General features: G+C 30.6%; 14 protein-coding genes and 1 other annotated feature. Of the genes, 11 read left to right on the forward strand and 3 right to left on the reverse strand.

Annotated features, from left to right (window positions below; translation table 11 throughout):
* Positions 1-13: 13 nt before the first annotated feature.
* The 3 genes from MOO46_RS00760 to MOO46_RS00770 all read right to left on the reverse strand — a co-directional run bounded on the left by MOO46_RS00760 (position 14) and on the right by MOO46_RS00770 (position 1,861).
* Positions 14-475, reverse strand: a complete 462-nt coding sequence (locus MOO46_RS00760) for a YueI family protein (protein ID WP_249511143.1) — start codon at positions 473-475, stop codon at positions 14-16.
* A 111-nt stretch (positions 476-586) separates the two neighbouring features.
* Positions 587-1,195: a 30S ribosomal protein S4 gene (rpsD, locus tag MOO46_RS00765; RefSeq protein ID WP_249511144.1), complete on the reverse strand. Its 609-nt coding sequence runs from the start codon at positions 1,193-1,195 to the stop codon at positions 587-589.
* A gap of 198 nt (positions 1,196-1,393) precedes the next feature.
* Positions 1,394-1,861, reverse strand: coding sequence for a GAF domain-containing protein (locus MOO46_RS00770; RefSeq protein WP_249511145.1), 468 nt, complete (start codon positions 1,859-1,861; stop codon positions 1,394-1,396).
* 154 nt (positions 1,862-2,015) lie between these two features.
* On the opposite strand from MOO46_RS00770, the gene MOO46_RS00775 reads away from it, so the two are divergent.
* The 11 genes from MOO46_RS00775 to minD all read left to right on the forward strand — a co-directional run bounded on the left by MOO46_RS00775 (position 2,016) and on the right by minD (position 15,260).
* A complete protein-coding gene (locus MOO46_RS00775) occupies positions 2,016-3,725 on the forward strand; it encodes a septation ring formation regulator EzrA (RefSeq protein WP_249511146.1) in 1,710 nt (569 codons plus the stop codon).
* A gap of 123 nt (positions 3,726-3,848) precedes the next feature.
* Positions 3,849-4,997: a cysteine desulfurase family protein gene (locus MOO46_RS00780; protein ID WP_249511147.1), complete on the forward strand. Its 1,149-nt coding sequence runs from the start codon at positions 3,849-3,851 to the stop codon at positions 4,995-4,997.
* Between the two features lie 14 nt (positions 4,998-5,011).
* Entirely contained in the window at positions 5,012-6,229 is a 1,218-nt protein-coding gene (thiI, locus tag MOO46_RS00785; protein WP_249511148.1) for a tRNA uracil 4-sulfurtransferase ThiI, read from the forward strand.
* Positions 6,230-6,343: 114 nt separating this feature from the next.
* A complete protein-coding gene (locus tag MOO46_RS00790; protein WP_249511149.1) occupies positions 6,344-6,853 on the forward strand; it encodes a thiol peroxidase in 510 nt (169 codons plus the stop codon).
* 32 nt (positions 6,854-6,885) lie between these two features.
* Positions 6,886-7,101, forward strand: a binding site (T-box leader).
* Positions 7,102-7,138: 37 nt separating this feature from the next.
* On the forward strand, positions 7,139-9,799 hold the full coding sequence (locus MOO46_RS00795; RefSeq protein WP_249511150.1) for a valine--tRNA ligase: 2,661 nt from the start codon (positions 7,139-7,141) through the stop codon (positions 9,797-9,799).
* A 52-nt stretch (positions 9,800-9,851) separates the two neighbouring features.
* A complete protein-coding gene (locus tag MOO46_RS00800; RefSeq protein WP_249511151.1) occupies positions 9,852-11,153 on the forward strand; it encodes a bifunctional folylpolyglutamate synthase/dihydrofolate synthase in 1,302 nt (433 codons plus the stop codon).
* Positions 11,154-11,294: 141 nt separating this feature from the next.
* Positions 11,295-12,299 carry a rod shape-determining protein gene (locus tag MOO46_RS00805; protein WP_249511152.1) on the forward strand — a complete coding sequence of 335 codons (1,005 nt, stop codon included), beginning with the start codon at positions 11,295-11,297 and terminating at the stop codon, positions 12,297-12,299.
* 67 nt (positions 12,300-12,366) lie between these two features.
* Positions 12,367-13,218 carry a rod shape-determining protein MreC gene (mreC, locus tag MOO46_RS00810; RefSeq protein WP_249511153.1) on the forward strand — a complete coding sequence of 284 codons (852 nt, stop codon included), beginning with the start codon at positions 12,367-12,369 and terminating at the stop codon, positions 13,216-13,218.
* A gap of 14 nt (positions 13,219-13,232) precedes the next feature.
* A complete protein-coding gene (gene mreD, locus MOO46_RS00815; protein WP_249511154.1) occupies positions 13,233-13,751 on the forward strand; it encodes a rod shape-determining protein MreD in 519 nt (172 codons plus the stop codon).
* A gap of 25 nt (positions 13,752-13,776) precedes the next feature.
* Positions 13,777-14,448 (forward strand): septum site-determining protein MinC, encoded by a 672-nt coding sequence (locus tag MOO46_RS00820; protein ID WP_249511155.1) that lies wholly within the window; start codon positions 13,777-13,779, stop codon positions 14,446-14,448.
* Positions 14,448-15,260: a septum site-determining protein MinD gene (minD, locus tag MOO46_RS00825; protein WP_249511156.1), complete on the forward strand. Its 813-nt coding sequence runs from the start codon at positions 14,448-14,450 to the stop codon at positions 15,258-15,260. The genes MOO46_RS00820 and minD overlap by 1 nt, the downstream gene beginning before the upstream one ends.
* The last annotated feature ends 28 nt before the right edge of the window (positions 15,261-15,288 follow it).

Raw genomic sequence — 15,288 nt, forward strand, 5'->3', positions numbered from 1 at the left:
ATTATCACCTCAATTATTTAAATATATTTTTTACTTTATCTAAAAAAGATTCTTTCTTTTCTAGATTTTTGTTTTCGACTTTTTCATGATTATATTTGTTTTCGAAATCTATTTTATTTACATTGATTGACTGTTTATTAGCATAAACAACCCCATAATTTTCCGGCTCGGTTTTATAGAAAGAATCAGTTTTAACTACAAATTTGATATTATTTTTCGATGCTAATTTAATAAAAGGGGATATCATATCATGTTCTAGATTACCGTTTAATATTAACTGGTATGAATTATTATTATTAAATTCTTTATTTAAGTCTTTAATTGCATCGGGATTTTTTAAATCTTTGATTTTTATTGCAAAAGAAACTCTTTCTCTAAACGTTCCCAAATATTTTCTTTGCTCATCTGGATTTACTTTTGGAGTTCCACCCATTGAAGATTGTTCTAAACGATCATTTACATTTCCTTCACTCATTTTATACAACTCCTTTTATTTTATATTATTATTTTATCATTTATTAAATATGGATAATAAAAAAGTGTTTTGCATAAGCAAAACACTTTTTGATAAAAATGAAATATTGAATTATAGTTTGTTGTAGTATTCAACAATTAGTGAAGCATCAATATCAGCATTCATTTCATCACGTTGAGGTAATCTAGTGATTGAACCTTCAAGTTTGTCAGCATCGAATGATACATATTGTGGACGACCAACAACAGCATCAACAGCTTCCTTGATGATTTGTAGTTCTTTTGATTTTTCACGTACTGAAACGACTTGGCCAACTTTTACTTCGTATGAAGGAATGTCAACACGTTTGCCATCTACAGTAATGTGACCATGGTTTACTAATTGACGAGCTTGACGACGAGTAGTTGCTAAACCTAAACGGTAAACAACATTGTCCAATCTACGTTCTAGTAATACCATAAAGTTATCACCATGACGACCTTCTCTAATTTTACCAGCGCGGGTAAATAGTTTTGAGAATTGACGTTCAGTTAAACCATACATGTAACGTAATTTTTGCTTTTCTTTTAATTGAGTACCATATTCAGATAACTTACCACGACGACCTTGACCATGATCACCTGGTGCGTAAGGGCGACGAGCTAATTCTTTACCAGTACCTGATAATGAAATACCAAGACGACGTGAAATTCTCCAACTTGGACCTGTATATCTAGACATAAAAATATCCTCCAATAAATTTGTTTTGGAGTAAAATAATCCTTTATATACTTAGTATTCGTGCATATTGTTTTGCGACTTTCGCTTCAGCAGCCGTGAAGTTACTAGTAGGACCAATGTTGCGGCATCAATATGTTGACGAGCTTACCGTATATTGCTGCATTATTTTACACAAAAAGCATTTTACTTTCATTTTACCTATTTGTCAATCTTTAAATGATTGCTTAAGGCTTTAGTAAAATCTTTTAATGTTTTTTCATCTTCCGATGAAAATCGATTTTTAATAGGAGCGTCAATATCTAGCACTCCTAATTGTTCATTATTAACAGTGATTGGAATAACTATTTCTGATTTACTGTTTGAATCACATGCAATATGTCCAGGAAATTTATCAACATCTTCTACTCTTAATATTTTTTGTTCTTTAAAAGCAGTTCCACAAACACCAGAACCATTTTTTATGTGCATACATGCTACTTTTCCTTGAAATGGTCCTAGTATCAATTCGTTATTTTTAACATCGTATAAGTAAAATCCAGCCCAACTAATATTACTAATACTTTGCATTAATAGTGCAGATGCGTTTGCTAAATTTGCAGTGTTGTTATTTTCACCAGTTAATAAGGAATTAATTTGTTCTACAATTAACCCATCAATTTTTGACATATTAGTTCTCCTTTGTCCTATAAATTCATTATTAGGTGTTTTCATAGCTTATACGTATGATATAATTTAATATATCTGAAATTATTTTATTATTAAAAAAAACAAATTACAATTAAAGACATTATTAAATTGAAATTAAGGGGAAATATAAAAAATGCTTTTCATAATTATAGTTGTAATAGTAGTGATTGCGCTTTTTCTACTATTCATTTACCAAAAAGGTGTTTTAAAAAACATTCAAAAGATTGATCATCAAAGAGATACACTTAGTAAAGCACCAATTGGTGATGTTATTGATACTACTTCTAAAATTAATTTGAATGGTGATTCCTTTGATCAATTTAATGAATATAAAGAAAAATTTAACAATTTAACTAAAGATGAATTACCAGAAATTAAAATATCGCTAGCAAATGCTCATAATGCTGCCAAAAAATTTAGTTTGCTTAAAGCTAAAGCCTTATTAAATGATTCTAAATTAAAGCTAAAAAATATTAATAACAGTATGGATGAAATTAATAATGGTTTAAAAAAGCTACAAGATCTTAGTGACCAACATTCTAGGTCAGTAGACGATTTAGATAATGAAATAAAGAATATTAATAAAGAGTTGCTTTCAAAAAATTATTCTTATGGTCCTAGTAGTGATAAATTAGAAGATGTTTTAAATTCTATTAAGGAAGAGTATAAAAAATTTATTAAGTCGGTTGATGATGGCGATCAATATGTTGCCGAAGATATTTTAACTGATTTAAATAAAAATATTGAATGGCTTAAATCAGTAATGGATGAAATTCCCCAAATTTATTCTTCATTGTCTAAGGAATTTCCTAAACAATTAGATGAAGTTGAACGTGGTCACAATACTATGTTACAAACCGAATATAACTTCATTGATGATAATATTCCATCAATTATTGAACAATTAACATCAATGATTGAAGATGGTCTAAAGATGTTGTCTGAATTAAAAGTAGACGAATCCAAACAAAATAATTATAAAATTGAAAAATCAATTGATTCTATGTATTCAATGATGGAACAGGAAATTGTTGCTAAGCGTAAGGTTAAAAAGAATATGCACTTAGTATATGATTATATTTATCATGCTCATCGTCAAAATCATATTTTAATTTCTGAACTTAATAAATTAAGTAAGAATTATACTTTAGATCATGATGAAATAAAAAATGCCAAGTTGTTTGCAGAAAAGATTTATAAAATTGAAGATATTTATAATAATGATTATCAACTAATTATTGATAATAAAGCTGTCTATTCTAATATCCAGGCACATCAACAAGATGCAAAAAAACAATTAAGTGCAATTGAAAAAGAACAAAAGGATATTAATGATTCAGTTGCTGATCTTAATAAAGAAGAAGATGAAGCAAGAGCTAAAATTGAAAAATTCGATTTACAGCTTTTAAATATTCGTCGTCAAATTGATAATTTAAATTTACCTGGATTAACAGATGAATATATGGAAAAATACAAGTATTCATATAACGAAGTATCTAAATTAGGTTCTACCATCAATCAAGTTAAAATTAGCATGGATGATATTAATAAAAAGTTATCTAATATGGAAAAAGCTATGGAAGAATTAATTTCTGATACTGATAACATTATTAAAAATGCAGTTTTAGCAGAAAGATTAATGCAATATGCAAATCGTTACCGAAATAGTAATGAAGAAGTTGACGATGCTTGTATTCAATCTAAAAAGTATTTTGATAATTTCTCATACGAAGAAAGTTTAAAAACAATTTCAAAAGCAATTGATAACGTTGATTCTGGTGCTTTTAATAGAATGGAAAAAGAATATTATCAACAACATGAAAAAGAAAATAAAAAAGATTAATTTTATTTAGAAGTAATTTAGGTATTGTTAAAATACAACGACATTACTTCTTTTTTTCTGTTATAATTATTCATTGTTTATTTTATTACTTTAAGTAAGTATAAGGAAAAGAGGGTAGCAAAAATGATTTATTTTGATAATAGTGCGACAACTAAACCAGACCTAAGTGTTATTGATACTTATGCTAAGGTTAGTGAAAAAATTTGGGGTAATCCATCTAGCTTGCATAAATTTGGAGAGCAAGCATTTCATTTGCTCGAGCAATCACGTCAACAAATTGCTAAATTACTGTCAGTATCACCAGAAGAGATATTTTTCACTAGTGGTGGAACTGAAGGTGATAATTGGGCAATTAAGGGGACTGCTTTAGAGCGAAGAGAATATGGAAATCATATAATTACTAGTTCAATTGAACATCCTGCTGTAATGAATTCAATGAAAGATCTATCAAAATTAGGCTTTGATATCACATATTTACCAGTTAATAAAAATGGTCAAGTGAATGTTAAAGATTTAAAAGAAGCAATTAAGCCAACTACAATTCTTGTTTCAATTATGGCAGTTAATAATGAGGTTGGTTCAATTCAACCGGTAAAAGAAATTGGTAAAGCTTTGAAGGAATATTCAAAAGTCAGTTATCATATTGATGCTGTTCAAGGTCTTGGTAAGGGACTTCATGATGATATTTTTAATGATCGAGCTGATTTTATTACCTTTTCTGGTCACAAATTTCATGCTCCCCGTGGTGTAGGGTTTATGTATAAACGTAAGGGTAAAAAAATTGCTCCTTTATTATCCGGTGGTGGACAAGAACACAACTTAAGAAGTAGTACTGAGAACTTGCCGTCAATTACTGCAATGGCCAGAGCTTTAAGACTATTAAAAACTGATGAAAAGCAAAAAATTCAAAACCAAGTTAATATTAAGCAACTTATTTTTGACCATATTAAAAAGTATGATAAAATAATTACTTTCTCTAAGGTCACAAGTAATTTTGCACCACATATTTTATGTTTTGCAATTAAAGGCGTAAAAGGTGAAACTATTGTTCATGCATTTGAAAGTTATGATATATTTATTTCAACAACAAGTGCATGTTCATCTAAAAAGCACTTAGCTTCTAGTACACTAAATGCAATGAAAATTCCTGAAGATGAATCAACTAGTGCAGTTAGAATTTCATTAGATGAGCATAATACAGTAGAAGAAGCTAAAAGATTTATTGATGTTTTTGATATTTTATATGATAAATTCAAGAAGATTAATTCATAGAAAGGGTTAAATCAATGCAATATACTGAGATAATGGTTCGTTACGGTGAACTATCTACTAAAGGTAAAAACCGTAAAGACTTCATTAAACAACTTGGTAAAAACGTAAAAAGGGTACTTCATAATTTTGAAAACCTTGAAATAAGCGCTAAAAGAGATCGATTGCACATTACTTTAAATGGTGAAGATTCAAGTTCAATTATGAATCGTTTAAAAGATGTTTTTGGAATCGAAACTTTTTCCCCTGTTATGAAGGTTGAAAAAGATATTGAATCCGCTAAAAAAGTTGTTGCTGAAATTGTTAAATCACAATATAAACCAGGGATGACTTTTAAAATTGATACTAGACGACAAGATAAGAACTTTCCCTTGAATACTCATGAAATTAATGATGCATTAGGTGGTGCAGTTGTTAATGAAATTGATGGAATTAAAGCTCAAATGAAAGATCCTGATATTACAATTCGTGCTGAGTTTAGAATGAATGGAATTTTCTTATCTAGTTTAACTATTTCTGGTGCAGGTGGATTACCTGTTGGAACTGGTGGTCGTGCCACAATGATGTTATCTGGTGGAATTGATTCTCCAGTAGCTTCATATTTAGGGATGAAACGTGGCGTTAGATTAGATATGGTTCACTTTTATAGTCCTCCATACACTAGTGAACAAGCACTTGCTAAGGCAAAACAATTAACTGAAAAGTTAACTCGTTTTGGTGGGAACATTCAATTTCTACAAGTTCCTTTTACTGAAATTCAAGAAGAAATTAAGGATAAAGTTCCTGAAGGATACTTAATGACTGTGCAACGTCGAATGATGTTAAGATTAACAACTGCCTTAACATTAAAAAGACATTGTAAAGGTATTTTTACCGGTGAATCTTTGGGACAGGTTGCATCTCAAACGTTAGAAAGCATGATGGCTATCAATGACGTTACCAATTTGCCAGTGTTAAGACCATTAAGTTCTTTAGATAAGACCGAAATCATTAGAATTGCTGAAAACATTGATACTTATGATTTATCAATCATGCCTTTCGAAGATTGCTGTACAGTATTTACACCACCTGCACCTAGAACTAAGCCTAATTTATATCGCACTCGTGAATGTGAAGCAATGATCGATGTTGAAGGATTAATGGAACGCGCATTAGATAAAGTGAAAATTGTTGATATTAAAAATGGTGAAGAATTCTTAAATGCACAAGAAGATGTATTTTCTGAATTGCTTTAATTTTAAAAAGCTCAATTTTAAGTTGAGTTTTTTTTATTTCAAATAAATCGCTTGCAATTTAATCATATAAGTTGTATTTTTAATTTATTAAGTTTAGTTAGGATGGATGAATTTATGCAATTAACATTTTTAGGAAAAGAAGTTATTTTAGATGATAAAGTATTAAATGTTGGAGATAAATTACCAGCTTTTAATTTACTTAATTCTAAGGGTAACAAAATTACGAATGATGATTTTTTAGGTAAAATGACATTGATTAGTACTGTTCCAGATATAAATTCTGATGTATGCAGTTTAGAAACTAAAAAATTTAATCGTAAGGCTGATAAATATACTCAATTAAATTTCTTTACTATTTCTAAAAACACGATTGAAGAACAACAAGATTGGTGTGCTGCCAAGGGCGTTCAAAATATGGAATTATTATCTGATTCAGAACTATCATTTGGAAAATCAACTGATACTTATGTTTCAGATATTGATGCTTTAGCTAGAATTGTTTTCATTTTAGATGAAAATAGTAAAGTAGTTTATCGTCAAATTGTTCCAGAAATAGCTTCTCAACCAGATTTTAAGGAAGTTGTTGAATTCATCAAAAAAGTTACTAATGATGTTGACGATTAATTAAAAATTGTCTAATATATAGTTATTGAATAACGAAAGCAATGATCAAGAAAGTATTTTTAAAATTATGTATACAGAAAGAAAGTTGTTTAGTTGAAAGACTTTCCGTAGTTATAAAAAGAAAGTAACTTGTGAGCTTTCATATTGAACTAATATTAGATATGAACGGGACCATCGTTAAATGGATTTTGAGATAGAATATTTTTATATTCTAAATTAGGTGGTACCACGAGCATTTCGTCCTATGGGATGGGATGCTCTTTTTTTATAAAATGGAGGGATTCGATGTCTAAAGAAACAGAAATGTCCACAAAGTATGATCATAGTGCTGTTGAAAACGGACGTTATCAAACTTGGTTAGACGAAGACGTTTTTAAACCAAGTGGCGATAAAAGAGCAAAACCATATTCAATTGTTTTGCCACCACCAAATGTTACTGGTAAGTTGCATTTAGGTCACGCTTGGGATACTACATTGCAAGATATGCTAATCAGACAAAAAAGAATGCTTGGTTACGATACAGTATGGGTTCCTGGGATGGATCATGCTGGAATTGCTACTCAAGCTAAAGTTGAAGCTAAATTAGCCGAACAAGGTATTTCCAGATATGATTTAGGACGTGAAAAATTTGTCGATAAAGTATGGGAATGGAAAGATGAATATGCTTCTACCATTAAGCAACAATGGGCTAAAATGGGTCTTTCATTGGATTATAGTAGAGAACGTTTTACTTTAGACGATGGATTATCAGAGGCTGTTCAAAAAGTGTTTGTTGATTTATACAACAAGGGCTTGATTTATCGTGGCCAATACATTATTAACTGGGATCCTAAAGCACAAACTGCTTTATCAGATATTGAAGTTGTTCATAAAGATGATAAAGGTGCTTTTTACCATGTTAAATATCCATTTGCTGATGGTGTGACTTTTGATGGTAAAGATTACATTGAAATTGCCACTACTCGTCCAGAAACTATGTTCGGTGATGTTGCTGTTGCTGTTCATCCCGACGATGAACGTTACAAGGAATTAATTGGTAAGAAAATTGTAGTTCCGCTAGTGAACCGCGAAATTCCAGTGATTGCTGATAAGTATGTAGATCCAGAATTTGGAACTGGAATGGTAAAAATCACACCTGCTCACGACCCTAACGACTTTAAAGTTGGAAACCGTCACGACTTAAAGCGCATCAATACCATGAATGGCGATGCTACCATGAATGAAAACGCTGGAAAGTATAATGGGATGGATCGTTTTGAAGCCAGAAAAGCAATGGTTAAAGACCTTGAAGATCAACAATATATGTTAAGTGTTGATCCAATTGTCCATGCAGTTGGTCATTCAGAAAGAACCGGTGTACAAATAGAATCAAGACTTTCAACTCAATGGTTTGTTAAAATGAAGCCTTTAGCTGACCGTGCAGTTGAAAATCAATCTACTGATGATAAAGTTAATTTTATTCCAAAACGTTTTGAAAATACTTTTACTCAATGGATGGATAACATTCATGATTGGGTTATTTCACGCCAATTATGGTGGGGACATAGAATTCCAGCTTGGTACAACAAGCAATCTGGCGAAATGTATGTTGGAATGGAAGCACCTAAAGACGCCGAAAATTGGGAACAAGATCCAGATGTTCTTGATACTTGGTTCTCATCAGCATTATGGCCTTTCTCAACTTTAGGTTGGCCTGATGAAAATTCTGCTGATTTCAAACGTTATTTCCCAACTAATACTTTGGTTACTGGATATGATATTATCTTTTTCTGGGTTTCTCGTATGATTTTCCAAAGCTTAACATTTACGAATGAACGTCCATTTAAAGATGTGTTACTACATGGATTAATGCGTGATTCACAAGGTCGTAAGATGAGCAAATCATTAGGTAACGGAATCGATCCAATGGATGTTATCGATAAGTATGGTGTTGATTCACTAAGATGGTTCTTAGCAACTGGTAATACTGCCGGACAAGATGTTCGCTTTAGTTATGAAAAAATCGAATCAGCATGGAATTTCATTAATAAGATTTGGAATGCTAGTCGTTATGTAATCATGAATTTAGGTGATATGGATAAACCAGTATTACCTGATAAAAGTGAATGGAATTTAGCTGATCGGTGGATTTTAAGTCGTATGAATAATGTCGTTACTCAAGTAACTGATTTATTTGAAAAGTATAACTTTGGTGAAGCTGGTCGTGCTTTATATGACTTTATCTGGAATGACTTTTGTGACTGGTATATTGAAATGAGTAAGGAAACTCTTAACGGTGATGATGCTAAAGCTAAAGAAAACACCAGAAATATCTTGGCTTATGTTTTAGATAAAATTCTAAAATTAATGCACCCAATGATGCCATTTGTAACTGAAAAAATTTGGTTAACAATGCCTCATGAAGGTAAATCTATTATGGTTGCTCCATATCCAGTTGAAAATAAAGAATTTAATGATGATCAGGCCGAAAAGAATATGTCTGCATTGATTGAATTAATCAAGGTTGTTAGAAATATTCGTGCTAAGGCTAATGCTCCAATGTCATCATCAATTGATTTATTAGTTAAAACTGATAATGCTGAATTAAAGAATATTTTTGAAACTAATCGTCATTATATTGATCGTTTCTGTCATCCAAAGAAATTTAATGTAGGTTCAGATATTGAAGCACCTAAATTATCAATGACTGGAATTATTACTGATGCTGAAATTAGTATTCCATTAGCTGAACTTGTTGATTTAGATGAAGAAATTACTCGTATTCAAAAAGATATTGATAATTATACATTTGAAGTTCAACGTGCCGAAAAGAAACTTGCTAACAAGCGTTTTGTTGATAATGCACCTGAACAAGTTGTTAATGCTGAAAAAGAAAAACAAACTGATAATGAATCTAAATTAGAAGCTGCTAAACAAAGACTAGAAGATATTAAAAGTCAAAAATAATTAATTTAAAAAGTCGAGCTGATGCTCGGCTTTTTTTAGGAGATGAAAGTTAATGAATTATGAAGATGCTATAAATTTTATTCATGGAAGACATAAGTTTAGTAAGCATCCCACTTTAGATGTTATAAAATCACTTTTATTTAAACTAAATAATCCTCAAGATAAAATTAATGGGATTCATATTGCAGGAACCAATGGTAAAGGATCAACTTTAACTTTTTTGAGAAATATTTTTCAAGCAGAAGGATTAAATGTTGGAAGTTTTACTTCACCATTTTTAATTAAATTTAATGAGCGGATTAGCGTTAATGGAATACCAATTAAAGATAGTGAAATTATTGATTTAATTAATTTAATCAAACCAATTGTAGAGCAAATGGACGATGATTTAGCAGGTGATGGACCCACAGAATTTGAAATTGTAACTACTATGATGTTTTTATATTTTGCTAAAAATCCAGTAGATATTGTTTTAGTAGAAGTAGGAATCGGTGGCTTGCTTGATTCAACGAATGTTTTTACGCCCAAAGTTTCAGTTATTACTACAATTGGTTATGATCATATGAAAATATTAGGCAATACATTAAGTGAAATTGCAGCTCAAAAAGCGGGAATTGTTAAAGAGAAAGTAGATTGTGTAGTTGGTAAATTACCAACAGAAGCATTGAATGTTATAAAATCAATTTGTGAAGATAAGCGAAGTAAATTATTTATTCCAGATTACAATTATTGTATTCATAAAGAAAGGGAAGGCTCATGGAGTGAAAAATTTTTATTTTCAGATAATAAAAATGAGCTAAAAGATTTAACCATTAAAATGTTAGGCAATTATCAGATTGACAATGCGGGGTGTGCAATTGAAGCCTATGTTCGTTACAAAGCATTAAATAATGAACCTATAAATGTTAAAGTTATAAAAAAAGGCTTGTTAAATTCTTTTTGGGCGGGGCGTTTTGAAAAAGTTAGCGTTGACCCACTAGTCGTGATAGATGGAGCTCATAATCAACCAGCAATTGTAGAGTTAGCTGATTTATTAAAAAATCATTTTCACAACTACGACATTTATATTGTTTTAGCAATCCTGGATGATAAGCAGTATATGAACATGATTAATATATTAGCTAAGATAAAAAATGTTCATATAACTTTAACAGAATTTAACGGACCTAATAATCGTAAATCCACTGACATGAGTGAAGTTATTGGGGATATTTATTCAGAAAATAAAGTTAATTTTGTTCCCCAATGGAAATTAGCAATTATGGATAATGCTAAGCAAATGTCTGCTGATGATTTATTATTAATTACTGGTTCATTATATTTTATTTCGGATGTTAGAAAACTTTTTTATTAAATTTGTGAAACATTAATGATAAATAAGTCAAAATCGTTTACACTAGGTATTGTTATTGTAATTTTAAAACTAATAATTATGATATAATTAAAAGGTAAAATTAATAAACCAACCAAATGAATTATGAAGGGATGAAAAATTGTGTTTGGATTTGGAACTAAAAACATTGGAATTGATTTAGGAACTGCAAACACAATTGTTTATGTTGACGGTAAACAAATTGTGTTAAGAGAACCTTCAGTTGTCGCTAAAAATACTAAAAATGGAGAAATTGTTGCAGTAGGACAAGAAGCAAGAGACATGATTGGTCGTACGCCTGCAAGTATTGCTGCTATTCGTCCGATGAAAGATGGTGTTATTGCAGATTATGATACTACTGTAACTATGCTAAAATATTATATTAACAAAACTGTGGGTCATTCATCAGGTAAACCATATGTAATGGTATGTGTACCTAGTGGAATTACTGCTGTTGAAAAACGTGCTGTAATCGATGCTACTAGAGTTGCTGGTGCCAGAGATGCCTATGTAATTGAAGAGCCATTTGCTGCTGCTATTGGGGCTGGACTCCCAATTATGGATCCTACTGGTAGTATGGTAGTGGATATTGGTGGAGGAACGACTGATGTTGCTACTATCTCACTTGGTGGAATCGTATCAAGTCGTTCATTAAGAGTTGCTGGTGATCGTTTAAACGATGCAATCGCTACATACATTCGTAAAAACTATAACTTGCTAATTGGTGAAAGAACTGCTGAAAAATTAAAATGGGATATTGGTTCAGCTTCATTAGAAGCAGCTAAGAATATTGAAAATGTTACTATTCGTGGTCGTTACTTATTAACTGGACTCCCAAAAAGCATTGAAATTTCAGCAGAAGATGTTGCTAAAGCGATTGAAGAGCCAATTCAAGAAATTATTAGTACTGTTAAGGAAACTCTAGAAGAAACATCACCTGAAATTTCAGCAGATGTTATTGATCATGGTATTGTTTTAACAGGTGGTGGAGCCTTACTTAAAAATCTACCACAAGTTATCTCTGAGGCCACTAAAGTTCCTGTTTCCGTTGCTAAAACCCCGCTTGATTGCGTTGCAATCGGAACTGGTGAATCACTAAAAAATATTGATGTAATGAAGAGAAAATAGATAAATTAAAGCGGGTGGATAAGATATCTTCCCGCTTATTTATTATTAAAGTTCGGAGGAATCGACAATGCACAAATTTTTCTCCAATCGTAAATGGGTAATTGTAATAGTTTGTTTAGTTTTAAGTATAGGTTTTATGACTCTATCAGTTAGTACCAGAAACAATCGAGCAATGCCACCTTTTATTCAACGATTTGGGAACGATATTGTTGGAATTGCTGACACAGTTGTTGCTTTTCCAATTAATACGGTTCGACATGGTTCAGAAAATATTAATAATTTAATTAATACCTACAAAGAAAATCAACGATTAAAAACGCAAGTTGATAATGTAGTTGCCACCAAAGTTAAAAATCAAGCTGTAGAGCAGGAAAATAGTCAGTTAAAAAGACAATTAAAAATGAATTCAGGGATGACAGATTATACTCCCATCAATGCAGAAGTATTATCAAGAACCCCTTCTGCATGGCAAAATCAATTGATTATTAACAAAGGTCAAAGTGCTGGAGTTAAAAAATATATGCCTGTATTAGGTGGTAATGGTTTAATTGGTAGAATTTCAGAAGTTAACACTACTAATAGTAAAGTGGAATTAATTTCTAATAACTCTGACTCTAATAATAAATTTTCTGTTCAAATCATTAATCGTAAGGGTAAAATTGTTAATGGTTTGATTAATGGCTTTGATAGATCTACTGGAGAACTAGTAATGGGTCATTTAAATACTAAAATTCAGTTGCAAAAGGGTGATAAAGTATCTACAAATGGACTAGGTGGTATTACTCCTAAGGGACTTTATGTAGGATCAGTTTCTAAAAATAAAAAAGACGATTATGGAACTTCATCTAAAATTTATATTAAATCTCCATCCGATATAAATGATTTAGAAGCAGTTACTGTAGCTGCTAAACAACAATAGGAGGGGTAATTAATATGTTAAGTCATTCTCCTTTAAGATATATTTTACCAATTGGAATTTTGATTGCATTATTTTTAGATGGTTCGATTTCATTGGTATTTAGTCACTTATTATTTAACGGTTATTACTTTATTCCACAACTAACTTTTTTATGGTTGTTTTATGCAATGTTTTTTCAGTATCGGATAAATCTCAGAATTGAATGGTGGTCTGCTTTAGCAGGGCTATTATTTGATTCTTACTATACAGGAATATTGGGAGTATATGTATTTATATTTCCCTTGGCTATTTATGTTGGTAAAAAATTATATAAGTATTTTTCAGTAAATATATTTAGTGCTTTATTAATTTATATAATAGATATTTTTTTAATATATTATTTATCATTTTTTGCTAATAGATTAAAACACTTAACTGAAATGTCAGATAGCTTTTTTTTGACTCATGTTTTGGGCCCTACTTTAATAATTAATGTTATTTTATTAATTTTTTTGTATATTCCTTGTCAGTTACTATTTGATCACTTAAACTAAATATTCAAAGAGGAGTTTTCAATTGATGCAATCAGTTGTATTGAAAGGTACTCAATCCGGTTATGAAATAATATTAGATGAGTCATCTAGTTTTAATAAAATTAATGATGATTTATCATCTTTATTAGATCGCTTGAGTCAAGAAAATATTAATAATTCAGAAGATGTTAAACTAAATGTTCAATTAGGTAATCGATTATTTTCAGAAAAGCAAGAAGAAACAATTGAAATGAATGTTGCTAAACATCATGGTATAAAAATTGGTCAATTTTTGTCTAATGTTTTAACCAAAGAAGATGCTAAACAGCAATTTATGCAAAAATACATTGAACCAATCAGTAAAACTATTCGTAATGGTCAAGAGGTTTATGTTGACGGTGATATATTATTTTTTGGTACAATTCATGAAGGAGGTAAGCTAATATCCTCTGGAAATATTTATAATATGGGAGACATTCGTGGTATTGTTCAATCAGGATATCCTGATTCAGAAGATAAATTAATTATTGGTAATTTACATAATGCACAACAGGTTAGAGTTGGGGAACAATATGATATTGTGTCTGATAATCCAATTAAAGATTCTGAAAATACTGTTGTTTATGTTAATGATTTACATCTATTAAGTTATGGTAAAATTAATGAATTAAAAGGAATTAATCCAAAATTCTTTAATCGTATTGGAGGCATCATTTAATGGGAAAAGCTATTGTAATTACTTCAGGTAAAGGTGGAGTTGGCAAGACAACTTCCAGTGCAAACATCGGAATTGCGTTAGCTATGATGGGTAAAAGAGTTTGCTTACTTGATTTAGATATTGGATTAAGAAACTTGGATGTTGTTCTAGGTTTAGATAATCGTGTTATGTATGATATTGTTGATGTTGCAGATGGTAGAGCCAATTTAGCGCAAGCTTTAGTTAAAGATAAAAGATTTAATGATGCTTTATACTTATTGCCTGCAGCTCAAAATACCGATAAAAATGCTTTAAATCAACAACAAGTTAAGGATATTGTCGATGAATTAAAGCCTGATTTTGATTATGTTTTTATTGATTGTCCAGCGGGAATTGAACAAGGCTTTATTAATGCAGTTTCTGGAGCTGAAGGTGCAATTGTGGTTACAACTCCAGAAATATCTGCAGTAAGAGATGCCGATCGAGTAATTGGATTATTGGAACAGCATCCATTGAAAGAATCACCTAAGTTAATTATAAATAGAATTAGAACTTCATTAATGCAAGACGATAGTTATATGGATATTGATGAAATTACCAGGCATTTAGGAATTGATTTGTTGGGAATCATCTTAGATGATGATAAAGTTATTAGTACATCTAATAGTGGTAAATCAATTGTTATGAATCCTGATAATCCAACTGCTCAAGGCTATCGTAATATTGCTAGAAGGTTAGAAGGAGAAACAGTTCCTTTAATGAATATCAATAAAGCAAATAAAAAAGAAGGCTTCTGGAGTAAGCTTTCACATTTATTTGGCCGCAAAAAGTAATTTAATTTGCTTTAAAAGTTAAATTAAG

Source organism: Apilactobacillus apisilvae, from assembly GCF_023380225.1.
GTDB lineage: Bacteria > Bacillota > Bacilli > Lactobacillales > Lactobacillaceae > Apilactobacillus > Apilactobacillus apisilvae.